At 47.7% G+C, this 25,027-nt stretch carries 19 protein-coding genes, 1 tRNA gene and 1 pseudogene; 14 read left to right on the plus strand and 7 right to left on the minus strand.

Annotated elements, in window-relative coordinates:
• Nucleotides 1-22 precede the first annotated feature (22 nt).
• Genes ACR9YC_RS11860 through ACR9YC_RS11870 form a run of 3 tightly spaced genes read left to right on the plus strand, consistent with a single transcriptional unit; the run spans nt 23 to nt 4,223 of the window.
• The gene (locus tag ACR9YC_RS11860) at nt 23-496 is read left to right on the plus strand and encodes a hypothetical protein (RefSeq protein ID WP_438727910.1); all 474 of its coding nucleotides are present in this window, start codon (nt 23-25) and stop codon (nt 494-496) included.
• Nucleotides 493-3,588 carry an HsdM family class I SAM-dependent methyltransferase gene (locus tag ACR9YC_RS11865; protein WP_438727912.1) on the plus strand — a complete coding sequence of 1,032 codons (3,096 nt, stop codon included), beginning with the start codon at nt 493-495 and terminating at the stop codon, nt 3,586-3,588. Before ACR9YC_RS11860 ends, ACR9YC_RS11865 begins: the two co-directional genes overlap by 4 nt.
• On the plus strand, nt 3,585-4,223 hold the full coding sequence (locus ACR9YC_RS11870; RefSeq protein WP_438727914.1) for a hypothetical protein: 639 nt from the start codon (nt 3,585-3,587) through the stop codon (nt 4,221-4,223). The genes ACR9YC_RS11865 and ACR9YC_RS11870 overlap by 4 nt, the downstream gene beginning before the upstream one ends.
• A gap of 9 nt (nt 4,224-4,232) precedes the next feature.
• On the opposite strand, the gene ACR9YC_RS11875 is transcribed toward ACR9YC_RS11870, so the two are convergent.
• The gene (locus ACR9YC_RS11875) at nt 4,233-5,516 is read right to left on the minus strand and encodes a tyrosine-type recombinase/integrase (protein WP_438727916.1); all 1,284 of its coding nucleotides are present in this window, start codon (nt 5,514-5,516) and stop codon (nt 4,233-4,235) included.
• A gap of 355 nt (nt 5,517-5,871) precedes the next feature.
• Here ACR9YC_RS11875 and ACR9YC_RS11880 point away from each other — a divergent pair, with 355 nt between their 5' ends.
• The 3 genes from ACR9YC_RS11880 to ACR9YC_RS11890 all read left to right on the plus strand — a co-directional run bounded on the left by ACR9YC_RS11880 (nt 5,872) and on the right by ACR9YC_RS11890 (nt 9,158).
• Nucleotides 5,872-7,599 (plus strand): DUF6538 domain-containing protein, encoded by a 1,728-nt coding sequence (locus tag ACR9YC_RS11880; protein ID WP_438727918.1) that lies wholly within the window; start codon nt 5,872-5,874, stop codon nt 7,597-7,599.
• 212 nt (nt 7,600-7,811) lie between these two features.
• Nucleotides 7,812-8,024 carry a helix-turn-helix transcriptional regulator gene (locus tag ACR9YC_RS11885; protein ID WP_438727920.1) on the plus strand — a complete coding sequence of 71 codons (213 nt, stop codon included), beginning with the start codon at nt 7,812-7,814 and terminating at the stop codon, nt 8,022-8,024.
• A 39-nt stretch (nt 8,025-8,063) separates the two neighbouring features.
• On the plus strand, nt 8,064-9,158 hold the full coding sequence (locus ACR9YC_RS11890) for a hypothetical protein (RefSeq protein ID WP_438727922.1): 1,095 nt from the start codon (nt 8,064-8,066) through the stop codon (nt 9,156-9,158).
• A 139-nt stretch (nt 9,159-9,297) separates the two neighbouring features.
• Here ACR9YC_RS11890 and ACR9YC_RS11895 read toward each other — a convergent pair whose 3' ends face one another.
• Together ACR9YC_RS11895 and ACR9YC_RS11900 are read right to left on the minus strand one after the other, a co-directional pair.
• A complete protein-coding gene (locus tag ACR9YC_RS11895; RefSeq protein WP_438727924.1) occupies nt 9,298-9,756 on the minus strand; it encodes a hypothetical protein in 459 nt (152 codons plus the stop codon).
• A 98-nt stretch (nt 9,757-9,854) separates the two neighbouring features.
• Nucleotides 9,855-10,124 (minus strand): annotated as a pseudogene (locus tag ACR9YC_RS11900) (HU family DNA-binding protein); the annotation flags it as partial.
• Between the two features lie 152 nt (nt 10,125-10,276).
• Between ACR9YC_RS11900 and ACR9YC_RS11905 the strand changes: the two are divergent.
• Nucleotides 10,277-10,921, plus strand: a complete 645-nt coding sequence (locus tag ACR9YC_RS11905) for a recombinase family protein (protein WP_438727926.1) — start codon at nt 10,277-10,279, stop codon at nt 10,919-10,921.
• A gap of 12 nt (nt 10,922-10,933) precedes the next feature.
• On the opposite strand, the gene ACR9YC_RS11910 is transcribed toward ACR9YC_RS11905, so the two are convergent.
• Nucleotides 10,934-11,272: a helix-turn-helix domain-containing protein gene (locus ACR9YC_RS11910; RefSeq protein ID WP_438727928.1), complete on the minus strand. Its 339-nt coding sequence runs from the start codon at nt 11,270-11,272 to the stop codon at nt 10,934-10,936.
• Nucleotides 11,273-11,417: 145 nt separating this feature from the next.
• Between ACR9YC_RS11910 and ACR9YC_RS11915 the strand changes: the two genes are divergently transcribed.
• From ACR9YC_RS11915 to ACR9YC_RS11945, 7 genes are all read left to right on the plus strand, one after another.
• On the plus strand, nt 11,418-12,014 hold the full coding sequence (locus tag ACR9YC_RS11915) for a hypothetical protein (RefSeq protein ID WP_438727930.1): 597 nt from the start codon (nt 11,418-11,420) through the stop codon (nt 12,012-12,014).
• 74 nt (nt 12,015-12,088) lie between these two features.
• Nucleotides 12,089-12,577, plus strand: coding sequence for a DUF488 domain-containing protein (locus tag ACR9YC_RS11920; protein ID WP_438727932.1), 489 nt, complete (start codon nt 12,089-12,091; stop codon nt 12,575-12,577).
• 341 nt (nt 12,578-12,918) lie between these two features.
• The gene (locus ACR9YC_RS11925) at nt 12,919-14,481 is read left to right on the plus strand and encodes a type I restriction-modification system subunit M (protein ID WP_438727933.1); all 1,563 of its coding nucleotides are present in this window, start codon (nt 12,919-12,921) and stop codon (nt 14,479-14,481) included.
• A complete protein-coding gene (locus tag ACR9YC_RS11930) occupies nt 14,478-15,410 on the plus strand; it encodes an endonuclease NucS domain-containing protein (protein WP_438727935.1) in 933 nt (310 codons plus the stop codon). The genes ACR9YC_RS11925 and ACR9YC_RS11930 overlap by 4 nt, the downstream gene beginning before the upstream one ends.
• Nucleotides 15,411-15,415: 5 nt before the next feature.
• Nucleotides 15,416-16,627 (plus strand): restriction endonuclease subunit S, encoded by a 1,212-nt coding sequence (locus ACR9YC_RS11935; RefSeq protein WP_438727937.1) that lies wholly within the window; start codon nt 15,416-15,418, stop codon nt 16,625-16,627.
• Between the two features lie 39 nt (nt 16,628-16,666).
• On the plus strand, nt 16,667-19,558 hold the full coding sequence (locus ACR9YC_RS11940; protein ID WP_438727939.1) for a type I restriction endonuclease subunit R: 2,892 nt from the start codon (nt 16,667-16,669) through the stop codon (nt 19,556-19,558).
• 36 nt (nt 19,559-19,594) lie between these two features.
• Nucleotides 19,595-19,676, plus strand: a tRNA-Leu gene (locus ACR9YC_RS11945).
• A gap of 613 nt (nt 19,677-20,289) precedes the next feature.
• Here ACR9YC_RS11945 and ACR9YC_RS11950 read toward each other — a convergent pair.
• The 3 genes from ACR9YC_RS11950 to ACR9YC_RS11960 all read right to left on the minus strand — a co-directional run bounded on the left by ACR9YC_RS11950 (nt 20,290) and on the right by ACR9YC_RS11960 (nt 25,027).
• On the minus strand, nt 20,290-21,504 hold the full coding sequence (locus tag ACR9YC_RS11950; protein ID WP_438727941.1) for a diguanylate cyclase: 1,215 nt from the start codon (nt 21,502-21,504) through the stop codon (nt 20,290-20,292).
• A gap of 86 nt (nt 21,505-21,590) precedes the next feature.
• A complete protein-coding gene (locus tag ACR9YC_RS11955; RefSeq protein WP_438727943.1) occupies nt 21,591-21,800 on the minus strand; it encodes a hypothetical protein in 210 nt (69 codons plus the stop codon).
• Entirely contained in the window at nt 21,797-25,027 is a 3,231-nt protein-coding gene (locus tag ACR9YC_RS11960) for an Eco57I restriction-modification methylase domain-containing protein (RefSeq protein ID WP_438727945.1), read from the minus strand. Before ACR9YC_RS11960 ends, ACR9YC_RS11955 begins: the two co-directional genes overlap by 4 nt.

Genomic DNA, 25,027 nt, shown 5'->3' on the forward strand with positions numbered 1-25,027 from the left:
AACAACAATTTGATTTGTGGCGATGAAATATACCCCTGCACAATTCCGTGATGCCGTTGGCATCTCTCAAGAAACTTTCCGCCATTGGCGGAAGGTAATTCCGGTTTTTGCGGATCGAAATGGCTATAGGCCGTCATTTACAACAAGTGATTTGATTCTTGGCGCTGTCATCAAGACACTTAGAACAGAGCTAGGCATCCCAACCGCCCAAATTACCGATTTGTCGGTAACCCTTTCCCAATCATGGAACGGAAAACCTTGGGCATTGTTGTTGCAAAGCTCGTTGCTTATCAATGTGGAAGAGAGATCCTGTTCTCTTCACCCAAGTAGCGACTTTTTTCAGAGTGAAGTATTGCAAATCGTTGTACCGCTCGCCCCAATTTTGTCGCGTCTATCCGTCGCCTTAATAAGCGATGTGGAGACTGATCAGCATCAGATACCTTTTCCTCCAAGCGCCGTTTCTACAATCGCTCAACGTCAGGCGAAAAAAATATGACGGAAACCCGGTTAAAAATCGAAGACCAATGGAAAGAGGCACTTGATCTTCAGCATCGCAGTGCTCCTGACCTTTTTGAGGCGGGAGATGTCGTTCGAGATACACCTTATGCTGATGCGATTCGAACCTCATTAGATGACCTTGGGCTATCGGCTATTTTCTGCGTTAGTGGTGTGCCAACGGTCGCACTGCTTCGCGTTGAAAATTACTCCTCTGAAAGTACCATGCAAATCCACGCCGCTTTGTGGAATCAGGGGCTTGCTAGCATCTTAGCGGTGATTTCCAATGATAGTGTGAGAGTGTTTTCACTAGCTAAGACGCCACTCACCGGCGACGATGCGGGTTTCGAGAAACGATGTTTGATTGAAAATCTTGATGCGGCGACATCAGCGCTAAGACTTCAATCGCTTATTACAGGTGCTGAAACTGGCCGCTTCTGGCAGGAAAAACGAGAATACTTCAAGCCGGGAGATCGAGTTGACGCCGTTCTCTTGAACAATCTTGAGCAAGCACATGCATTGCTGACTGACAAAGGGCTGTCTGGTGATCAAGCCCAGGCTATCCTCATACAAACTATGTTCATCGCTTATCTTGAAGATCGCAGGATCATTGGCCCAAAATATTTTCTGCAATCCAGCAAGGATAGAAGGTCGTCTTGGTCTGATATATTGGGTGATGCACGCACTGACATTCTCAATCATTTATTTGCGCAGCTGAGGCGTGACTTTAACGGTGACTTATTTGTTGCTCCGTGCTCCTTTTCAGAAAGGGTTGAAAAAGTCACACTGACTGAGGAGCAATTGCATGTGTTGCAACGTTTTCGCTTAGGCCGTGAAGAGATGTCTGGTGATGGCGGGCAGCTTCGGTTCTGGGGTTATGACTTTCGTTTCATTCCTGTTGAGTTGATCAGCGCCGTATATGATCGATTTTTAGGCAAAGACATGAACTCGCGCAGGGCAACCGGCGCCTTTTACACTCCAATGTTTTTGGCTGATAGCGTTGTAAGTGCCACATGGTCACATTTGTCAGACCATCAAAAAGAGACTGCAATTGTACTTGATCCAGCATGCGGGTCGGGCATTTTTCTCGTCCGCAGTTTCCAGCGTTTATGCGAACACTGGAGAGAGACTAGATCGGCACAGACTATTCGTTGGGATAGCTTAAAGAAAATGCTCGCCCGTGTTCGCGGGCGAGACATTAATTCAGGAGCAGTCCGTGTTGCTGTGTTCTCGTTGTATTTGGCGCTACTGGAACAAGTTTCGCCGCCAGATTTGCGGAAGCTCATTGAAAAGAAAGGGCTGCTGCCAACGTTATGGAATGACACGTTGGTGGTCGGCGATTTTTTCGACGTAGACCCAAACGAGGTTAGTGCTGATGTAGTTATTGGCAACCCACCCTGGACAAGTCGGAAAGGCGCAGGACGCAGAGGCTTAGAGTGGTCTTCCGAAAACAGTTATCCAATTCCACAGGGCGAAGAAGCTTGGGCTTTCATGTGGAAAGCTCTTAAGCACCTAAAGCCTCAAGGACGGATATCATTCTTGTTACCCGCAATGGGTTTCTTACATAATCATGCGGCAGCATCGGTGAATGCGCGTGCACGCTTGTTTCAAGAAGCCCACGTAAAGCAGGTCATCAACTTTTCCGATTTGAGATTTCAGCTCTTTGACGGAGCAATACGTCCAGCAGCGCTTTTTGTAGCAGGTGCATTAGAAACAGAAGGAGCTATCTACGAATTTGACTACTGGACACCAAAAGCTGATCTCAATCTAGCAATTAAGAGGTTCGTTACATTAGGCCCAAACGATAAAATTAAATTGCTATCGAAGGATGCTGTTGAAGACAGTTTACTATTCAAACACCGCTTATGGATGCGTGGTCCTGAGTCAAAACTTTTTTCTTATTTAAGACGCCTTCCAAAGCTTGGGGATAGAATTTCTCCCTCACGCAGTGTGGCAAGCGAAACCGACAAATGGATAATTGGTCAAGGCTTCCAGCCGTACAATGACGGGCGGTCTACAAGCGTAGCATTGGAAAGTGATTACGTTGGTACCATGCCATATTTGGCGATTAACCAATTTACTGCACTGACAATTTCTTCAATGATAGAAAAACCTTGGAATTCTAACTTGGTTCGTCGGCGCGGATTTGAGAGAGGTTTTGAGGGGCCTAGAATCCTTGTGCCAAGAGGAGTTCAAACATCTCGTTGGCGTTTGAGAGCTGCCTATGTTGACCGTCCTCTTACATTTCAACACATATTGCAGGCAATCACTGTTCCATCCGATGAAAAAGACTCAGCGAAGTTGTTAACTGCAATTTTGAATAGCCGTTTAGCTGTCTGGTATGCGTTTCATGGAACGGCATCTTTTGGTGCAGATCGACCAGAAGTCCAGCAAGCCGAATTAATGCGCTTGCCATTCCCGAAACCAGAAGATTCGGCCAATTGCAAACTAGCTACAAAAGCTCGTGACGGTTTGATAGCTGCAATCGATGAACATTCTCAGCAATCTAGTGCAATGCTCAATGCACCTGATGCAGAGGAGCAGCTTTTAAGACGTATCGATACGCTAACTTATCAGTATTTTGGGCTGACCCAGGAAGAAATTGACATCATTGAGGACGGGGTGAACTTAATAATACCTGCGTCACAGCCATCTGCTGGCACGTATCCAGAAATTTGGAAAAGCTCAAATCAATCTGATCGCGAGGCGTATTCTCAAGTTTTACGACGCTGTATATCCGAGTGGTTTGGGAACGATATTCAGGTCAGTACAAGGCTTATCGCGCGCAATCTCGATTTCGCGATACTATGCCTCACACTGGATGACAGTTCACATGAGTCATATACCGAGGAAGACAGTCAGTCGTTCACCAGTGCACTGAAAAGATTATCGAATGTAATTGGTCAGCCGGTTAATGAGAATTTTGTTGTTCTTCCGGATATTCGTCTTTTTTCTGGAGCTAACCTATATCTGATCAAACCATTGCAGAAGCGGTTTTGGCTCAAATCTACTGCGCTAGCAGATGCAGATAGCTTGGCACACGATCTAGAATCGATGCAGCGGAGACAATCGAAACGAGGTGCAGTTTCGTGATCGTTGGAGACGCTGGAGATTGGCTGCAGAAATTTCGTGGGTATGATGATCGGTTTTTGCCGCGGATAAACATGATTGTCAAAGGGTGCGTAGAATCCCTGGGTGACAATCCTCTTGAAGATCAAATTACAGTAAATTTGGTAGAACGTTTGGCAAAAGATCCAGTAACACGACGACTTTTCCATCATGTTGAGTATCAATTTGAACCGACCCGTATAGATACGAACGGTGTTGCTACAAGCCTTGGTTCTATAGATATGGCTGCTCACATAGAATGGGACCGAAAAACATATCTTGCTTACGAATGTAAGCGATTGAATGTCGTGAACGGGACCACTACCGCTTCATTGGCGACGCCATACGTTAAAGAAGGTGTTTTGAGATTTGTAACAGAGCAGTACTCTGAAGGTCTTCCTGTTGGCTGTATGCTTGGTTACGTTTTGGATGGCGACCTTGTTAACGCAAAGCCAAAAATACACGCTGCTCTAAAAGCAAATGAGCAGCTTGTTGCAAAGCAAGGCGAATGCGTTGAGCTAGACGAAATTCCAGAAATTGTTCGCTTTGCAACAACACATAAAAGGAAATCATCTGGCTCCAATATTGAAATTCGTCATGCGTTGGTGGCTTGCAAATAAATGCCCGATCTAGTCGAATGCGCCTCTTCTTTTAAGAAGCATTGATGCCTGTTCCGCCAGATCAGAAAGGGTATGATTGGTCAGGTGGGCATATCGTGCCGTTGTCTCGGCTTGGGTATGGCCGAGCATTGCGCCAATCATCGGGAGGCTTGCACCGTTGGAGGCGAGGATGCTGGCGAAGTTATGCCGGAGATCGTGAATACGGACATCGTGCAGGCCAGTTCGGTTCCTAACTTCATTCCAGATTTTGGGCAGCCCTTTGTACCAGTCGTTGATTTTAAGTGATGGAAAAACGAAGTCGCAACTGGACAAGCGTGGCTGTGCTTCAATTATTTCGAGGGCGGCCCTAGAAAAGGGAATAACCTTCGCGCCAGTTTTCGATTTACCGAAAGACACGAAACCACGTTCGAGGTCGATCTCTGACCATCGCAGGGACTCAATTTCGTTGCGACGGCAGCCGGTTAACATCAAAACCCGGATTATCGCACATCCCTTCTCATACTTTGATTCCTGCTCCATTTCGCAGAGCGCACGTTCCAGCGTCGCTTGTTCAGCTTTCGTAAGATACCGCTCAACTCTTCTATCCGGCGCTAAGCGAATACCAAACGCTGGGTTACGCCCGATCAAGCCTTCACGCACAGCATAGCTTAATGCACTAGAAAGCGTCTTCACCGCTTTCGCGGCTGTGCCTTCACCACCCGTCACTCGGGCACGACCTCGTTTCTTTGTCTTTACATCCACCGCAGTCTTTCCTTCGGAGATGTCATCGCGCATTCTTTGGATGTCTTTTTTTGTGAGCTCCGAAATTTTAATATCGCCAATGAGCGGTCTTATATGGCGCTTGATCTGATTGACGTTGTTTTTAATATCTTTCGGCTTGCGGGGTGTTCCAAACTTCGCACCTCGCATACGTGAACGTCTCCCATCGGTCGTAATCCATTTGTCGCAGACTTCACCGACAGATAACTCCGCAGCTTTAGCCTCAAGTTCCGCAGCGATCCTTTGACGTTCCTGCTCTACCAGATCATTGCCTGCCTGCATTTCAGCGATTGCTGTGAAGGCTTCCTTTCTTGCAAATGCTACTCCCATTGTCGGGTAGGAGCCGATTGTCATTTTTCTGATTTTGGCACGGCGCCCCGAACCAATTCGTGTTTGAACGATAAAAGCGATTTTGCCTTTCGAGTAGAAGCGGACGCCAAAACCCTTGGGCGATGCATCCCAAATGATTGTGTCTTTACCTCTGTTATCGAACTCTTCTATAACTTTCGTTGTTAGTTTTACTGCTTGCGTCATGATACACCTTTCCAAATTACGCTGGAAAATCAACACATTGTCGAAGATGTGATACCTAGCGCGGTGAACTTGCACTCGCGGCCAAATCTGGCTCGCTAGGTATCACATAGGTATCACCATACAGGGAAAACCCAGTATACAGACAGTCAGAAATCCAAGGTTTTTATTTCTGAATCAAGGTGTTAGTGACATTGCGTGACTTACCGTGATTTAGAAAATACGTTCTCCGAAGGCAGAGGCCAGAGGTTCGAATCCTCTCGGGTGCGCCATATATGCGAATATTCATTTAATATCAGAGAGATAAAAAAGCGACCTTGGGCGCAAAGGGCCAACTGTACCACAATGGTGTAACACAATGGGCAGGAAAACCGGCACTCGGCATCCGCATCTGATGCGCCGAAATAATGTTTTCTACGTGCGGTTTCGTATTCCCAAACAACTTGCACTTAAGCTAGGTATAAGAGAACTTTGTAGATCGCTACGTACCTCTGATCTTCCAACCGCCAAGATCAAAACAATCACGGCTACCTTTTGGTTTACCGAAACAATAGCTATATTGGAAAAGATGACATCTCCGACCCGAATTGATTTAGAAAATGCTGCAAGAGAGTTTTTTGAAACTCTGCAGAAGCAAATTGACCAACCACGGGATTTCATGTCGGATCAATCTGGCATGGAAATGGATCATCAGTTAGAGCTTTCTTACACTGAGATTGCGAAGCTTGACCAAGCAATTGCCTCTAACCAGTTTGACGATGTTGAAACACAAGATAGCATCCATGAACTCGAGAAACTCGTCGAAAATGAAATAAGTAACACCGACAGAACGTTGGTGCTGCAGTTGATTGCAAGAGCAAAACGCCAGCAACTCCGGTATTTCATTCATCAATTATCGGAGCCATTGAAAGACTTTGAATCAGACGATTCCATATTCACGATGGAATCTGGTGCTAATTCTGCGACAATTTCTTCATCTGCTGCAAATGAGGTCTTCAAGCCTGAGTTCAATATCCGTGCTGCAGGAGAGCTTTACATTGAAGCTCTACGGAAAGAGGGGCTAGGTGTTTCGACAATCAGTGAAACTCGCCGGGTGCTTATCTGGATGGGTGACAAGTTTGGCGAAAACAAGCCACTATCCAAACTCTCTAAAGATCAATTGCGCGACTTTAGGGACGATATCGTGCGGCTTGGTAAAGGCAAACAGGGTAAATCTACTGGCTTAAGTGCTCGGCTCACCAATGACCCTTCAAAGCGCCTACACAATGAAACCCGAAAAAGATATTGGCGTTTCGTTCGAGGCTTTTTCTCTTGGGCAGAATCAGAACACGAAGTGCAAAACCCGGCCAACGGATTGATTGCAAAGTTCGGCAAAGCAATGCCTTCTCGAGAGACGAATCCACTCTCTCTTGAAGAAATAGATAAATTCCTTGAAATTCCGCTCTTTTCCGGTTCACGGTCTAATAAGAATCTTTCGGATTCAGGTTCAAACTTTCATCGACGTGGTCACTGGTGGTCGGGTATCCTCCATTTAGTTTATGGAATGCGCGGGGGTGAATGCACTCAGCTTCTTCCCTCTGATTTCAACTTTAATACGAAAATCCCCTACTTTGAAATTCAACCCGGTACACTGCCTGATGGACGAAAGAAGCAGCATAAAAATCACTTGCAAACGCACGCTTTTCCTATTCCGGAAGAGCTATTGAAACTTGGTTTAAAAGAGTTTGTCGATGCTCGCTCAAAGAAGAACCGTCGGCTGCTCTTCGAGTTTAGATTGGGAACAGATCGAGCCAGTGATGGATCAACTAAGTTTTGGATTAGACAGCTCAAGAAGGCCGGTCTGCACAGCGCGGGGAGAGGTACTCATGTATTCCGACATACTGTCGTGGCTCGCCTGAGATCAGAAGGCGTAAGTGATGAGGAAATTGCTTTTCTTCAGGGACGAAGTTCTACAACGGTAACAGGAAACTACGGGCCCGAGAAACAGTTGGAGATAAAGCTTAAAACACTTCGCCGACTGCCATATCTGAATGGTCTAGTCGAGAAACTCGGGGGAGCTTATGATCCCAAGAAGCACCGCCCTTAGCTATCCATATTGCAATGATAGCATGACAGATAAAACACTTTCTGTTGATTTCTGCTCGAACTTGAGAGTATATGATATTATCTGCGTATCAAGGAGGATCAGTAGATAGGGTCGAGAGACACTAGGCTACAGCGCAAGCCCGGTTGTTTGTATCGACCGGCCGCGCTCCTTGGTTGCGGAAACTGGTGCAAAAAATTGCACGGGGACCGCAGATGGAAGACAGATACTATACTCCGAAAGAAGCAGCAGAGTTTTTGAGAGTCAGCGTCGCAACGCTTGCGCGATGGCGTACCCAAATCTCAGGACCTATCTACGTCAAGTTAGGTAAACGAAAGAACTCCCCCGTAAGATATCGGGGGTCTTCCTTGCTTCTTTACACCGAGGTTTACGGCATACCCGCTGACCAACCTCAGGATGCTCAATAGACGTATCTCACTGCGACTCAAATTTAAGGTAGGTTCAACGTGCCGGTCAAAATTTCAAAAAATAAGTTCCAGTTCTATAACAAGCCGCAACCGATAGCTAAGCCTAAGCCTCTTTATGAGTTGTTCCCCAATGTAATTACTCTGAGTGATGGGAAAATAATAAGAGTTTCTGTCCCAGTACCAGACCGCCTTACACTGATAGTGGATATAACTAGCAATATATATGGGAAGAACGCGCCAGCAGATATAACGGTTGCGGAGTGGGTAAAACACACCGGTGACTATTTGAAGGATCAACCTTTCAATTCCCAGCACGTCGACAACCACTATGTTCCTGGCCCACCGTCTTGGTATCACTTTGTGATGTTAGGAATGGGGTCGAGAGAGTCTAAGGTCTGGTTTGAATTTCGCAAAGCCACGAAAAAATTACCTGCGCGTATGCGGCTAACAATGAACCCACGAAAATTGGGGCCAAAGGGGTTTAAAACGCTGATCAATATATTATCCGATCCTAATGGGCCGTTTTCGATCAAGCCGCTCGTGAAATCTGCTAGAGTTACTAAGTTTGATGTCGCCATTGATATAGTCGGACTTCAAACATCTGATGTTATCGCCTTTCATCCGAAACAAGGAAAAAGGTCCATGTATGTTGGTAAAGATGGAGTCCTAGAGACTCTCAATATCCATCGTACGGTTTCGGCTTCCAAACCCGCAGGTAACGCTATGGTTCGCATTTATGACCGTGCTCGAGAGCGATCCGATAAAGGCAAACCACGCCCTTTTGGAAAGGCGGAAGTCACACGTATTGAGGTAACCAAGGCACCCAAAAAGCCTTATAATGAATTTTTGAAACTACCTGATAGCAACGACCCATTCTCAGAGTTGAGAGTTGGATATTCTGGAGATCAACTGTCACCTTCGCCGCTTTGGTTCCAATACTTCACTTTGATACGTACAATGCCACAACAAGACGCCGCAGATTTGCTCCAACTATCCAGTGGTACAGCGACCAGTTTTCGCAAGGCAATGAGAGTGCCATCTGCACCATTGGTTTCAAAAATCAACAATTGGGAAGGATGGAAAGAAGGACTCAAGTACACAGGACTAAATCTACTAATCAACGTAGGAAAGTAACTCTGCCTAAATGTCGGAACCGTTATTTCGAAGAGCAGTTGGTTGAACCTTTGATGAAACTAAACCATACACCGGTCAAGCTAACCCCGAGCAGGTCATGCCCCGATCCAGACCGGCCAGTTGTGAAAACTAGCAGAAGTTATACCCCTACAGCGCGAACTATCGACAAAATCAAAAGTGTCACCCCAACCAAAACCATCGCCTGTTTTGTGTAGAAGAATGTGTCTTGGAACAATCGTATGGTTTTTCCAAGACGCCTAAGCTTATATTCTCCCGATGTGTTTATTGCTGCATTTGTGTTCGACCAAAGACCGAAAAGCATTTGTAGATAGTCAAACAAAATTGTCGCAAACCCGAATAGTATTGACCATATCAAAGTGTCTGAGCTGCTTGCTTTTACCGCATTGCTAAAATCGGTGCTGGTAGAAAGAAGGCCAAAGCTTGCGGCGATCAGGCCGAAACCGATGTATCTTACTAATTCGCTAGTTTCTTCTGAAAAATAATTTTGGTTGGACCGATATTTTGCGCGCCGTTCCCGGGGACTAAGTTCATCATCATTTTTGAGCCCTACGTCACTCGGCTGTTCTTTCTCTGACATTATGGTTCGTTCCGATTGCCGCCATAGCCGTCATCGTCACCTCCGCGGGACGATTTAATTCTTGTTCCTCCATATCCATCATCACCACCACCACGTCCATTTACGGCATCTTTCAAAGCCTGTCCGGTTTTGAATCTCGGTTGCCGGGATGCCGGCATCTGCATCGGTTCTCCGGTTCGAGGATTCCGGCCAGTAGATGCTTTTCTATTTTTAAGAGAAAATGTGCCAAAGCCTACGAGCCTGACTTCTTCACCTCTTTTCAAGCTCATTGTTATTGAATCGAAGATTGCGTCTACAGCTTTTGCCGCATCAGATTTTGACAATCCGCTTTGTTCAGCAACCGCACTCACAATGTCTTGTTTATTCATCTCGAATCTCCAATAGCAAAACTATTCCAGACAATCTGTTGTTTTGCAATCTCAATGGAATAACCGGGTGCAAAGACCGTTTCTGACTTTACGAACGCCTGATTGCTCGTCATAGTTTAACAGGTAAACCACCCTTTACTTGTTAAGGAGCTATGCCTCTAATCGGATATCTAAGGGTCTCCACCGGGAGGCAGCAAGTTTCGGGGTTAGGATTAGAAGCTCAACGATCTAGCATTGAACAATACGCCTCCCAGATAGGCGAAACCATCGAACAGGTTTTTGTTGAAACAGAATCTGGATCGAAAAAGAACAGGCCGGAATTAGCTGCAGCTCTCGTTGCGTGCAAAAAACAGAAAGCCACATTGATCATCGCCAAGCTAGATAGGCTGGCGCGCAACGTGGCTTTTGTATCTTCGCTGATGGAAGCTGGTGTAGAGTTTATCGCGGTTGATGCCCCCTATGCCAATAAGCTCATGCTACACATCCTGTCGGCCTTTGCCGAACATGAACGAGAAATGATCTCAGAACGCACCAAGGCTGCGCTTGCAGCAGCGAAGGCCAGAGGTGTTAAGCTCGGACGAAACGGGGCTGTATTGGCAGCCCAGAACAAGGCTGCTGCCGATAAGCATGCTGAATTGGTTCAAAAGCACATAATGGGAGCGTTGGATGAAGGCTGTGTCACTTATCAAGCAATAGCCAAGCATTTGACTTCAGAAGGCGTCAAAACAGCTGACAGCGGTAGATGGCATCCTGCAACAGTGAGGCTGATTATGAAGCGATTGAATATCGAAAAGTAGTGTGTACGCCAGTCAACGCGGTCTAGATTGTAGTGCGGCGGTAACCAGTCCCTCTATCCAATCTAGTTCATCATCACTCAATCTAGCTAGCTGGCTGGTCAGTTTCTTGAATTTTGGCCTATCCGTCGCGCCGATCTCTATGACGTCCGTAAATAACCCGGCAGGGTCGATATCCAGTGCGCTTGAAAGTTTCACAATTGTATTGAACCTTGCTCCCGTTGAACCTGATTCTAGACGTGAAATCATGTCTACGCTTAATCCCGAAATTCCGGCTAGTTGGTTTTGCGTCAAACCCGCATGACGTCTGTGGGCGGCAAGTAAATTGCCGAATCTCTGTCTTAACTCGTCCATGGAACCTCCAGCATTGAGCTAGTGCAGTCCCATGGTCGAAGGGGAGTGAAGCTATTTACAGATACGCAAAATATAGACTGCCATTTGCAATCAATTGCAATTATAGTTAGCCATAACTCGTAAACTGCTTCGTAGGAGACAATCTGTGATTAAATTTGTGAAACCCAATCAGATGCCCCTGAGTGCAACCATCTTGGTTGCCACGCTGGGATTGACTGCATGTCAAGTGGAAAAAGAAGCCGATGATGCACCTAAAGCGGTCGACGCTAACGCCAGTGAAAGAACAACTTCAGCGAAAAACCCTGAACAGCAAAAGGAAATCAAACGTGTTTGGGTGGCAATCAGAGAAGCCACAAAAAGTTGCGAGACAAGTTCGGCTGGTGCGTGGAAGAACGCAAGTTTAGCTACAGGAAAACCGCCCCATACTGGTAAGTTGGCGGAAGCTGAGCAAATCTGTGAAAATTCTAGACAAGTTGTGAGTGAATTGTCTGCAAGTAACATTTTTCCTGAAGATTTGCGTGAAGAAATCGAAATCGCTCTATATTCTTGCACTCAGTTCAATGACTACAAAAGAGCTAATGCCAAGGCGGTTCGCCAATTCTTGGAGGGCGATCAAAGTGAATGGCGGCAAAGCATGATCAAAACTACAAGTGAAGGCATCGCTCCTGCCGCTGCTTCCTGTGTGACAGAGTTCCAAGATATTGGCAAAAAGCTTAGTGTAGAATTACCAAAAATAGATTGATCTAGATAAATTCTGACTGCCCAGAAGATTGTCAAAAAGTTAGACTCCAATTCAACTAAAGCATTGGAGTTATTATGATTTACACAATCGGATATTCAAACCGCCCCTTACCTGAATTTACGAAGGAACTTGAACAGCGGTCGATCACGCGATTGGTCGATGTCCGCTCTCGGCCTTGGTCACGCAGCCCAAGCTACAATCGCAAGACTATCGAACGCTGGTCGGAGAAGATGGGCATTCATTATCAATTTGAAGGTGAAGCGCTTGGCGGCGATTGTGATGGGAACCGGGAATTGCAAGCAGTGGCAGAAACCCTGACGAAGATTGCACATGCAAGTCGGAACGAGAATGTTGCGATAATGTGCGCAGAAGGCGACCCTGCCAAATGCCACCGGACATGGGATGTTTCTGTTTGGCTTCTACGCTGGCATGAGATTGAGCCCGTTAGCATTTTGCGGGATGGCAGCGAAGAAAGTGCCGCTCAGAGCCTTCTCCGTGTTTCTAAGCGCAATCTTCCAGACCATGCTTCCCAATACCTCAGTTGTCAGCGATCACTCTTCTAACTGCCTCAAATACACATAATTGCACTGGAAATTAGGTGTCAAAATTAGGTCAAGAATGCCACACAAGGTCTGAGAAAGAAAATGGCGGTTTTCTGGGACTAATTACAAATTTGATTTACAAAATTTGTAGATACATGCAACGCGGTTTTTTGAGGGCTGAGAATTGCACAAGAAAGACAAATTTTATGGTCGTTTTTCAGATCATTGAAAACGACGTCGCTGCCTTGCTGTGACGCCATGGCCAGAGTCCATCAATTCCTACAAGCCAATATCAGAATTAGTTGGCGCTTTCACAAAAGGCGGTTACTCTAAAATTCAATTCCTATGAGGCCAATTTTGAGATGACCGACGAACAGAAGAAGAAACTCGAACAAAAACTTTGGGATATTGCCAATACACTTCGCGGAAAAATGGGGGCTGATGAGTTTCGAGATTATATTCTGGGTTTCATTTTCTACAAATATCTCTCTGAAAAAATGCACCTATATGCAAATGGCCTGCTTTCCGAAGATGGCATTGATTTTTTAGAAATTGATGAGAGCAGCGCAGATGGCAAGGGTCAGCTTGCAGCCATACAGGAGGAAGCCGTTGCACAACTGGGCTATTTCCTCAAGCCGTCGGAATTATTTGCCGAAATAACCAAACGGGGCAGCGCCGGATCCGGCACATTTATTCTGGATGATTTAACCAAGATCCTGACCAACATCCAAAATTCCACGATGGGCACGGAAAGTGAGGATGATTTTGACAAGCTGTTTGAAGACCTCAACCTGACATCCACCAAGCTGGGAAGAAGCGAGAATGCCAAGAATGAGCTGATCGTCAAAGTGCTGGTGCACCTCGACCAGATCGATTTCCGGCTGGAGGATGCGAATAGCGATGTTCTGGGGGATGCCTATGAATATCTAATCGCACAATTTGCCAGCGGTGCGGGCAAGAAGGCGGGTGAATTTTATACCCCGCAGCAAGTCTCCACCATATTGGCGCGGCTGGTGACGACCGGGAAGGATAGATTGAAGTCGGTTTATGATCCGGCCTGCGGCTCCGGGTCACTATTGTTGCGCGTGGCCCGTGAAGTGGATGAGGTCTATACTTTTTGCGGTCAGGAGCTAAATCCCACCACCTACAACCTAGCCCGAATGAACATGATCCTCCATGATGTGCACTATCGCCGCTTTGATCTGCGTCAGGAAGACACGCTGGAACACCCGCAACATGAGGGTCAGAAGTTTGAAGCTGTGGTTGCCAATCCGCCATTCTCGGCAAAATGGAGCGCCAGCAAGCTGCATGAAAGCGACGACCGCTTTTCTGCCTACGGACGGCTGGCTCCTGGCTCGAAGGCGGATTTCGCGTTTGTCCAGCATATGATCCACCATCTTGATGAAAACGGTCAAATGGCGGTCGTCCTTCCGCACGGCGTGCTTTTTCGCGGTGGGGCAGAGGGACATATTCGCCGTTTCCTGATCGAGGAACGCAACTATTTGGATGCCGTGATTGGCCTGCCCGCAAACATATTTTACGGCACGTCCATTCCAACCTGCATATTGGTATTTAAGAAATGCCGCGAAGACCCGGATGACATATTGTTCATCGATGCCAGTGCGCATTTTGAGAAGGTGAAAAACCAGAATGTTTTGCGCGACGAAGATGTTAAGAAAATTGTCGCAACCTATCGTGGCCGAACTGCCGAAGACAAATATAGCCATGTCGCGACGCATGATGAAATTGCGGAGAATGACTATAACCTCAACATCCCGCGTTATGTCGATACATTCGAAGAAGAAGAGCCAATTGATCTCGACGCAGTGATTGCAGAACTGAAAGCCATCGACGAAGAGATGGTCGAAATTGATGCCACCATCGCGGGCTTTTGTGAAGAACTCGGCATCGAGGCGCCGGTATGAGCGAGAAACAATATTACCGGGTTATGGCCGGTGCAAAGAGCGTTTACGTTGAAGATTTCATAAACGGCGGATACATAGCCGGTGGTTGGGGGTTTGACTTTGATCTGTCCGCTGATCTTGCACAGGGCTTCCCCGATTTTAGCAAAAAACTGAAGCCTATCTATCTCGAAAACCATCCAGATAAGAGCAAAGTCGCGTCGGGTTTGGCTTGCGGCATGCTTTGGACCATTTGCGCAGGACTGAAAAAAGGCGATGTCATTCTGACCCCTGATGGACAAGGTCAATATCATGTTGGAGAAATCTCCGGCGGATATTTCTTCGTTGAAGGTGAAGAACTGGCCCATCGGCGCAAAGTCGAATGGTATGACCAGACCATTGACCGCAGCGAAACCAGCGATGCCCTGCAAAATTCCGCTGGTTCGATTGGCACCGTCAGCAATATGGCAAAGCATGTCGAGGAAATTGAGCGGCTGATGGGTAGGCGTGCCGCACCTTCGATTATCGCCACGGACGAACTGATCGAAGACCCCAGTGTCTTTGCGCTTGAAATGCATCTGGAAGATTTTTTGGTCGCCAATTGGGATCAAACAGAGCTGGGCCGCAAATATGATATTTACGAGGAGGAGGGCGAACAGATTGGCAAGCAATTCCTGTGCGATACCGGCCGGATGGATATTCTCGCGATCAGCAAAGACCGTAAGGAGCTGCTGGTTGTGGAGCTGAAAAAAGGCCGGGCCAGCGATAGCGTGGTCGGGCAAGTGCAACGCTATATGGGCTATGCGCTGGATGAACTGGCCGAGCCGCATCAAACCGTTCGCGGCGTAATCATCGCGCTGGAAGATGATGTGCGATTAAGCCGTGCCTTGCGCGTAACGCAGAATATCGATTTCTATCGCTATCAGGTCAGTTTCAAGCTGGTGCAGGGATGAGCGCTGTGGCGACGGATAAGGCAATGGAACCAGCGTTGCGCTTTCCTGAATTTTCGGGGGAGTGGAGAAATTCCACAATTCAGTCACTAATTGATGGTGGTGCCATTGTTGGTCACTTGGACGGCAATCACGGTGAACTATATCCGAAGACCGATGAATTTTCTGCCGAAGGAGTCCCTTATATTTCAGCAAATGACTTAGTTGACGGAAGGGTAAACTTTTCCAAATGTAAGCGGCTTCCTGCTGAACGAGCGGCCAGGTTCAAAAAGGGAATAGCTAAAACAGGAGACTTGCTATTTGCCCACAACGCCACTGTGGGTCCGACAGCAATCTTAAAGACTAATTTAGACTACGTAATTCTTAGCACAACAGTAACCTATTTTAGATTCAATATCGAAAAATACAAAGTGAAGTTTGCTCAAGCTGCCTTCAATTCGAGCACATTCATCAGGCAATATTCGAGGGTAATGTCGCAATCCACACGCGACCAAGTGCCTATCTCTGCTCAGCGCAAATTTACGCTACCAGTGCCCTCGCTTCGAGAACAAAAAAAGATTGCCGATTTTTTGACCGCAATCGATGAAAGGACCGCTTTGCTTCGGCGGCGGCGGGATGCTTTGCGGGACTATAAAAAGGGGATGATGCAACGCCTCTTTTCGCAAGACCTCCGCTTCACCCGCGACGATGGTTCTCAATTTCCCGATTGGGAGAGAAAACGTCTCAAATCTCTATGTTCTGTGCGGAAAGGGGTTCAAGTAAATCGCGATACGTTAAATGATGCTGATGAGTTTCCGGTTATAAATGGGGGTATGTCGTCCTCCGGTTTCACAAAATCAACCAACTCAGAGGGTCAAACAATAACGGTTAGCGAAGGTGGCAACTCGTGTGGGTATGTAGCTTGGCAGACTCAAGCCTTTTGGCTTGGAGGCCACTGCTATGCTTTGGAGCCATTTCTTGACATTGCTAACTCCAAGTTCTTGTTTCAAATTCTAAAACACAATCAACCAAGCATTATGCGGCTACGAGTGGGGTCTGGGCTTCCAAATATTCAAAAGGGCGATCTTTTGAAACTAGATTTGACTATTCCGCACCTTGATGAACAGCAAAAAATCTCCAACTTTCTCTCCGCAATCGACGCCAAAATCGATGCAGCGGTAGCCCGATTGGATGCAATGGTTGCGTTCAAAAAAGCTCTGCTCCAACAGATGTTTGTTTAGCGGCTTTGGTTAAAGCAGGAATGATAGGAACGGAAATCCATGGCCCAATCAGAAGCTCAGCTTGAAGAAAGTCTAATCAAACGCCTCGGCGGGTTGGGCTATGAACGCGTTACCATCCGGACGGAGGATGAACTCCTTGCGAACCTCAAAACGCAACTGGAAAAACACAATGATGTCACGCTGACGGATGCCGAGTTCGCCAAAATTCTCAATCATCTCGACAAGGGGAATGTTTTTGACAAGGCGGAGACGCTGCGGGACCGCCTTCCTCTAATCCGTGAAGATGGCGATACGATCTGGATCGAATTTATGAACCAGACGGAATGGTGCCAGAACCAGTATCAGGTTACCAACCAAATCAGCATGGACGGCGGGACCTACAAAAACCGCTATGATGTGACGCTTCTTGTTAATGGTCTGCCCTTGGTGCAGATCGAATTGAAACGGCGCGGACTGGAGCTGAAAGAAGCGTTTAACCAGATCAACCGTTATCAACGACATAGTTTTTGGTCCGGCACTGGCTTGTTCCAATATGTCCAGATTTTCGTGATCTCCAACGGCGTGAATACCAAATATTACGCCAACAATCGCAAACAGAGCTTCAAGCAGACGTTCTTTTGGGCCAAGGAAGATAATAGCATTATCACCCAGCTTGATGCGTTTGCCGATGCGTTCCTTGAAAAATGCCATGTCTCTAAGATGATCGCCAAATATACCGTGCTGCATCAATCAGACAAAATCCTCATGGTGCTGCGGCCTTATCAATATTATGCGGTTGAGGCGTTGATTGACCGGGTGAAAACGAGCGACAAGAATGGCTATGTCTGGCACACAACGGGTTCGGGGAAGACCTTGACCAGCTTCAAGGCATCGCAGATATTAATGGATCTGCCGGAAACGGAAAAGGTCGTTTTCGTCGTCGACCGTGCTGATCTGGATTACCAGACAACGAAAGAGTTCAACCATTTCAGCGATGGCAGCGTCGACGGGACTGACAATACCAAAGCCTTGGTTAAGCAATTTGGCGACCCCAAACGCAGCTTGATTGTGACCACGATTCAGAAACTGAATACCGCGATTTCGAAGGCAAGCTATCTCAAAACAATGGAGGGGCTAGCTGACAAGCGCGTGGTGTTCATCTTTGATGAATGTCATAGATCGCAATTTGGTGACACACATTTGCGGATCACAAAGTTCTTCAAAAACTATCAGATGTTCGGCTTTACCGGCACTCCGATATTTGAAGACAATGCACTTAAAAATGAAAAGGGCAAGCGCACCACAAAAGACCTATTTGGCGAGCGATTACACCGTTACGTGATCACCGACGCGATCCGCGACCAGAATGTCCTCAAATTCTCAGTCGAATATTGGGGCAAGCTAGTTGGGAAAGACGGCAACCTCATCAACGATGAGCAAGTTGCGGCTATCGACAAAAAAGAGTTTTTTGAAAATCCGGATCGGATCGGCAGCGTCACCGACTGGATCATCCAAAATCACGACCGAAAAACGCACAACCGCAAGTTCAGTGCAATCTTTGCAGTGGGTAGTGTCGATGCCCTGATTCAATATTATGATGCCTTTAAGGCGCGGCACGATGCAGGCGAGACTGATCTGCGCGTTGCGACGATCTTTACCTTTGGCGCTAACGAGGCGGATGATGATGCCAATGGCATGATCGAAGACCCGGATGAAATTACCCCACCCAGTGGCAGCGATAGCCAGAGCAAAGACAAACGCGAGAAGTTGGATAGCTATATTGCGGACTATAACGCGCTCTATGGCACTAAACACTCTGCAAAGGATGGCAGTGCCTTCTACACCTATTACAAAGCACTGAGTAAGCGGCTCAAGGACAGAGAGAAGGAAAACGCGAAGGCCGCTGACCGACTGGATATCTTGCTGGTCGTCAACATGTTCCTGACCGGGTTTGACGCAAAAATGGTCAACACCCTCTATGTCGACAAGAATCTGCGCTATCATGGACTGGTGCAGGCTTATTCGCGGACAAACCGGATCTTGAATGAGGTTAAGAGTCAAGGCAACATCATTTGCTTCCGCAACCTGAAGGACAACACCGATGAGGCAATAAGGTTGTTCTCAAACAAAGATGCCAGTGAAACAATCTTTATCGAACCCTATGACAATCAGGTCGAGGCATTCAACGAAGCGGTGACATGGTTACGCGGCATTGCGCCTACCGTGAACAGCGTGAACAATCTGGAAGACGAAAAGGCCATATTGGCGTTCGTTAAGGCATTTCGTAATCTGATGCGGATCAAGAACGTGCTCACAAGTTTTGTCGAGTTTGAATGGGGTGACCTAGCGATGGGCGAACAGGAGTTCGCGGATTATGCGTCCAAATATCACGATATTCGCGAACAGGTGAAGACCGCTGCAGAAGATGATCCAGTGTCCATTGTTGACGAAGTAGATTTTGAACTGGAACTCATTCGGCGCGATGAAATCAACGTCGCCTATATTCTCGAGCTGCTGCGCCAGATCCAACAAGAGGAAATAAACGGCGCCCCAGCAGCCAACAGCGAGCAACGCCGCCAAGAAGTCCTCGACATGATTGGGAAGGAACCGCAGCTTCGCAGCAAGCGCGATCTGATAGAGAAGTTTATCCGTGAGAATATGCCCGAAATGGCCCAGAGTGACGATATGAGCACGGTGTTCGACGCCTATTGGTCGAAGGAACGCGATACCGCCATCGATGTACTCTGTGCAGAAGAAGGGTTGGACAAGGCAAAGTTCGAAGAAATGATTGGTGTCTATCATTATTCAAGTCGGCTTCCGCTGCGTGACACCGTTATTGGAGCGCTGAAGGAAAAACCGAAGCTGATGGAACGAAAGGGCATTATCGAACGGGTGACGGATAAATTGATCGATTTAATCCGCACGTTTGATGAGGATATTGGTGATGTTTAGGACGAATGTGTTGCACTATGTGGCGCCTCGACCCGTACCCAGATGGCGGAATTAGTAGACGCGCCAGCTTCAGGTGCTGGCGTCCTCCGGGACGTGGAAGTTCGAGTCTTCTTCTGGCACCAAACATATCCATCTTAAAGATAAAACGCAGAAACCGTCTGATCAAGACTTTGCAGCTGGATTGGTTTGAGGTACATAATACCAGTACACACATCGGTACACAGCTTGGCAAAGAACAACGGTTTTATGGGGTTTTTGGAGCAATTTTGAAGAGAGCAACTTCTCCCGTAGGGGTCACCAAGTTTGCGCCATTCCCGAATTTTCGGGCCTCATCGATTACAGACATTACATTCCTCTTTTGACTGGAATGCATGGAGCAAAACTATTGAGCAAAGAACCCTTGTTCCAATTTACCCATCAATTCTGGCTACTTCGTAACATAAGACTTGGGTATCATCCTTGGAGGTAATATAAAGCCCAGTGTACCACAAAACTGTACCACAAGGGTGTCCCACACGTTATATAGGGTTTATATTTTTCAATGACTTAAGGAACAGAAAATTGACGAACTCACTTTCCTCTCGGGTGCGCCATTTCTCTCTCTTGCGATAATTTGCTTTGCTCATATCTCAGAGGTGTGGGCTCCCGGCGGTCGGCGCGCAGTCGCGCTTGCGAACCTTCGGGTGCGAGGTCGTACCTAACCGAGTGCGCCATTTTCTCGCACAAATTGTTTAGCCTGTTGCGGTCTTCTTCAGCGCAATCAGCTCTGCATCTGGCTGGGCTTTGGTGTCGTCCAAATGGCGCTTCTCGGCATTTTCAACGCGGTCTCTGCCTCTGGTTTTCGCTTTATACAATGCCTCGTCAGCTCTGGCGAAGAGTTGCATATAGCTCTCTCCATTACGCGCTGTTGCCACGCCAAAGCTGGCTGTCAGCTCGACATTGTCGTTCAAACCCGGATGGCGCAATGCCGCAAAGGCCTGACGAACACGCTCAGCCAAGCCTTGGGCTGCGTCATTGTTGCAATCCCACGCCGCGATACAAAATTCTTCCCCGCCGATACGGCCGGCCGTGTCACATTCGCGCACAATGTTCGCGATCAATTCGCCAAATCCAGATATTGCCTGGTCGCCTGCCTGATGCCCCCAAATATCATTCACCTGTTTAAAATGGTCGATATCGGCGACGATCAAGCTGAGTGCGCGGCCTTCTGCATGGGCGGCAGGCAGCATATCGCCCATTGTCTCTTCAAATGATCCACGGTTGCGCAGGCCGGTTAGCGCATCGCGCTCCCCGCTTTCACGCAAGGCAGTGGTCCATTCGGCAATTGTTGCTGCGATAAGAACCAGGGCCATGCTCACCCCTTTCACGCCCAGCGCAAGCCCGATCAAAGAATAATAGACGGAATCGCGATAGACTTCAGCAGGAATTGCCTGTTCGAAAAGCAGGGTTAATGTCGGTCTGGCCAGAAAGTCCACTGCTTGAAATGCCATGATGGCGATGATGAAATGGTCGAGTACGGTGCGGCGGTTTGCAGTGAGCAATGTCGTCACACCCATGGCAAAAATCACGCCATAACCAATATTGACAATCACCAATCGCGGCGCGACATCATTGGAAAGCCCGATAGCCGCAGCCAATAACAGAGCGGCCCCTAGATAAACAAAGATCATGCTGCCCAAATGCAGTTTTTGCCCGACACGATCACAAACAGAGGCAATGATGAGGACCGAACCAAGGGTGTAGAATATCTGGGTCAGGTGAAAAACGTAAAACGCATCGGTGGGAAGAAAGTGGGTAAGCAAAAACCCTATGGCTGACAGAGCATAAGCAATGCCAAAGCCCAGCACGTGACGCTTAAGCCCCCCTGCCCGCCAGAGCACCACAAAGGCCGCTGAAAAAAACAGCGCCATAAGCGGCGTCAACAATCCCAATATCTGCGTCTGCATCTGGCCTTAACTCTCCATTTACAGTGTGCTAGGCCAATATGGTTAACATGGCCTTTAAGCCAGCGCGGAAGTAAGGCGGTCAAGGCCTAAACGGTTTTGATAACAAGTTTGGTTGAATCGCAAACCGAGCATATGTCTTTCTGACGCATATAACCTGCCTCTTCGGCCAATATACGCGTTTTATGATTGGCGTGTTGGCGGACCGTCAGGCCAAGCCTGTCCGTTATACAATCGTCACATATGGCCTCTGGTGAAATTGAGCCTATCATATGCGCAACATCATCAAGTACTGTCATATATTTGCCTCCAGCAAGTCTATTTCCTCATCGGTCAGGTCAAACAGCGTATAGACCATGGCGTTAATCTGGTCTTCGGCGGTTTGTATCTGTGCGGTCAGATTGTTAATCTCTGTGCGGGTTTCATCGGTCCAGCTTTCCCAGTCATTACGCTCTTTCACCGGAATATCGGCTTTCAGGCTCTTTTTCACCTCTTTTTGAAAGGCCGCGAAGTCGGGCAGGCGCCACCATGTTTTCAGCTTGGTGCTCAGCTTGGCCGCGGCGGGGTCATTGGCCAGATCGCCAATACGTCGCGTGATGCTGTGTTGCAGTGCATAGCGTTTCTCAGCACAATTTTGCGCGGTTTCCGCCAAGGTGCCAAGAGCGGCCTTTTGATCGGGTGTGACGTTGGGAATGGGTAACTTAGACACATATATTGATTGAAGTAATAGACGCCACTGCCCTCCTCTTAGAGCAGTACAAACATGACCAAAGTAAAACCAAGTGACGTTGGAATTTAGAAAAGCTAAGGATGATAAATCTTCTGAAAAAAGTGAAAAGACTGTTTTGTTTGGAATCGTACCTTTTGAAGACAACGAAAATTTGGCCCCCTGTGAAATTTCAGGGTAACAAATAGCAGTCCCATCAAACAAATCATAATATGTGCAAGCTCTGAGTTCCCACCAATAGTCACCTTTGTCTGTACGCCGCTTACAAGCCGTTGCATGTGGAGCGAGATAGGCAGCAATTGCGGGATATTCTTCCTGTAATTTTTCCCATTGTGTATCTTCATCACCGGCACCAAATGCGTCAATAGTCCAACCGCGTTTAAATAAAATTAGCCATAAATCTCGGCTTTCTGTGCGCCAGCGCTTAATATCTTTGCCCTCTAGCCAAGGCTTTAATATCTCACTTGATTTTGGGTCTTCGGCAATCAAACGGTCGCGCGTGGCGCGATCAATAACAAAAGCATCGTTACGACCGGTTAATATCCCGCGATAGGGCGAACCATAAACGTCTTTTAGCGTCTTTTTGCCGGTCACAATTTTGGCGCGTAGCTTTTGTAAGGCAGGGCTTTCCAACTCCCATGATCCATCTGTCAGGGCATTTTGGGGATAGGGTTCGCTATTTGCATGATAGGTTTTGACAAAATTATCTGCGGGCAGATCATCAATTGTCCAGAAATTCAGCTTATGGTCCTTTGCCGGTGGTTCTGCCCGCATGGTCAAAATGGCGGGGTAGGTGGTGACCCCTTCAAAAATCTGGTTATCGCCAAAATCCACCACGGTTTCCAGCGTCGCCTTTTGGCGCAAATAGCTGCGCAAGGGTTTGCCGGAACCGGTTTTGAAAAAGGTGCTGCTGCTAATATAGCCCATGCGGCCGCCGGGTTTTAACAAGCGCAGACCGCGTTCAAAGAAATAGGCATAAAGATCAGCAACGCCATGATAGACGGCAAAGCGTTTTTGCAGATAGGGTTTCAAATCGCTTAGCAATTCCTGCCGCACATAGGGTGGATTGCCCAATACGATATCAAAGCCGCCTTGCCCGCCATCTTTAGCGGCAAATATATCAGGAAAGGCGGTTTTCCATTCAAAGCCATGTTGGCGATAGGCAAAGCTGGCATCCTCTATCAGGCTGTCACCCACTTTGATATTTTCGTCCAGGCTATCGAGCACCTTGCCGCGCCGGGCGGTCTTTATCCATAGGCTAAGCTTGGCAATCTCCACGCTCTCACTGTTCACATCAACGCCAAACAGATTGTTGGTCAAAATCTCGCTATCGGGTTCGTACAGGCTGGCCTGCCCCAAAGTTTCCAGCGCCAAATTGCATTTGGTGATTTCACCGCGCAGCCAATCAAAGGCCATGATAAGAAACACGCCCGAGCCGCATGCAGGATCAACAATGCGCAAACGCGTCAGCGCATCGCGATAGGCGTTCCAGAAATTCTGTTCGGCATCGCTTTTGTTCTTCCACGCAATGGGCTCATCATCGGGCCGTGCGCCCTTTTTGGCATAATGTTGTAATAAGCGGGCAAAAATCTCTCTGCAATGGGTTCCCAAAGTCTGGTCAACAATGAAGCGCGCCACATAATCAGGCGTGTAAACAACGCCGTCACGCTTTCGCCGTCCGCTGGTGCCGCTGGTCTTTTTCTCGGCTGGTATTTCGCCGCGTGCCTCGGCTTGCAGGGCCTCTACATCGGCGATGGATTGTTCAAAAATATGGCCCAACACAGTGACCGATATTTCACTGGCAAAGTCATATTCGGCCAACCGTTTGAAGCCTTCGCAAATTTGGTCAGCAATCTCTAACTCGCGAATAATCGGGTTAATGCGGAATAGTCCGCCATTATATTTGGGGATGTTTAGCGCATCATTGCCCTGATCTATAGCGGTGAACAGGCCCAGAAAATTCTGCCAAACGGGTTTGGGATTATAGGGGTCATGATGCTCATAAGCGCCCATGATGCTGTTATCAGGGACAAGGCCATTATCCTCTGCAAAAGCGATGAACAGGATACGGTCCAAAATGGTTTGGCCAATGCCGATGGCTTCCAGCGGGTCAATAGTGTTGGCTTGCACCGCGCCGATAAGATCACTGCGCAGCACCTTATAATCCGCGTAGAGCGCATTGGTGATGTCTTTATCTTCGCGCTTGCTTTGCGCCAAAAGATCATGCGTGCGCCCACCCAAAAGGTTTTCAGCAGACATGAGCAGCATGAAACGATGATATTCGTGTGCTTCGGGTAAGCGCCGTAAATCAAAATATTCATAGGCCAATTTGCCGTCGGCATAGCTGTAGAGGCGGATTTCCAGATAGTTGGAAATACACACCCATTTGCTGCCGACATTATCACTGGCATATTCCCATGCCTGCTCCACCGGGGTTTTGGCGCGGCCCGGCATGATAGCATCCAGATTTTTGGTGTCTGCGCCCTTAAGCTCAAACGGTGCGATAATAGTCTGCTGCGTGGCGGAAAACTGGCCGATAGCCAGATCAACGCGCCCGCCGCCTATCTGTGTTTCGACATCAATATTCCATTCGCCAGATTGCGACGATGGGGCATAGCCCAGCACCTCCACCATGATTTTCTGCTTAAACTCACCGGCCAAGGCGGTTTCTTTTTGGCTGTGAATCTGGGCCGAATTGATATTCGCGGCCCATTGGGAAAGGATCGCCAATTTAGTAGCATCGGGTGCCCCCGCATGGCCAATATGCCGCGCGATCGTCTTTTTATTGAACAACTGCAT

Origin of the sequence: Parasphingorhabdus sp. DH2-15, assembly GCF_051668705.1 — a bacterium.
Lineage (GTDB): Bacteria > Pseudomonadota > Alphaproteobacteria > Sphingomonadales > Sphingomonadaceae > Alterisphingorhabdus.

What these genes read in the sequence shown, in the direction of transcription:
- ACR9YC_RS11860 (WP_438727910.1), top strand. Translation starts at nt 23, where the DNA reads ATGAAATATACCCCTGCACAATTCCGTGATGCCGTTGGCATCTCTCAA.
- ACR9YC_RS11865 (WP_438727912.1), top strand. Translation starts at nt 493, where the DNA reads ATGACGGAAACCCGGTTAAAAATCGAAGACCAATGGAAAGAGGCACTT.
- ACR9YC_RS11875 (WP_438727916.1), bottom strand. Translation starts at nt 5,516, where the DNA reads ATGACGCAAGCAGTAAAACTAACAACGAAAGTTATAGAAGAGTTCGAT.
- ACR9YC_RS11880 (WP_438727918.1), top strand. Translation starts at nt 5,872, where the DNA reads ATGGGCAGGAAAACCGGCACTCGGCATCCGCATCTGATGCGCCGAAAT.
- ACR9YC_RS11885 (WP_438727920.1), top strand. Translation starts at nt 7,812, where the DNA reads ATGGAAGACAGATACTATACTCCGAAAGAAGCAGCAGAGTTTTTGAGA.
- ACR9YC_RS11895 (WP_438727924.1), bottom strand. Translation starts at nt 9,756, where the DNA reads ATGTCAGAGAAAGAACAGCCGAGTGACGTAGGGCTCAAAAATGATGAT.
- ACR9YC_RS11905 (WP_438727926.1), top strand. Translation starts at nt 10,277, where the DNA reads ATGCCTCTAATCGGATATCTAAGGGTCTCCACCGGGAGGCAGCAAGTT.
- ACR9YC_RS11910 (WP_438727928.1), bottom strand. Translation starts at nt 11,272, where the DNA reads ATGGACGAGTTAAGACAGAGATTCGGCAATTTACTTGCCGCCCACAGA.
- ACR9YC_RS11920 (WP_438727932.1), top strand. Translation starts at nt 12,089, where the DNA reads ATGATTTACACAATCGGATATTCAAACCGCCCCTTACCTGAATTTACG.
- ACR9YC_RS11925 (WP_438727933.1), top strand. Translation starts at nt 12,919, where the DNA reads ATGACCGACGAACAGAAGAAGAAACTCGAACAAAAACTTTGGGATATT.
- ACR9YC_RS11930 (WP_438727935.1), top strand. Translation starts at nt 14,478, where the DNA reads ATGAGCGAGAAACAATATTACCGGGTTATGGCCGGTGCAAAGAGCGTT.
- ACR9YC_RS11940 (WP_438727939.1), top strand. Translation starts at nt 16,667, where the DNA reads ATGGCCCAATCAGAAGCTCAGCTTGAAGAAAGTCTAATCAAACGCCTC.
- ACR9YC_RS11950 (WP_438727941.1), bottom strand. Translation starts at nt 21,504, where the DNA reads ATGCAGACGCAGATATTGGGATTGTTGACGCCGCTTATGGCGCTGTTT.
- ACR9YC_RS11955 (WP_438727943.1), bottom strand. Translation starts at nt 21,800, where the DNA reads ATGACAGTACTTGATGATGTTGCGCATATGATAGGCTCAATTTCACCA.
- ACR9YC_RS11960 (WP_438727945.1), bottom strand. Translation starts at nt 25,027, where the DNA reads ATGCAGTTGTTCAATAAAAAGACGATCGCGCGGCATATTGGCCATGCG.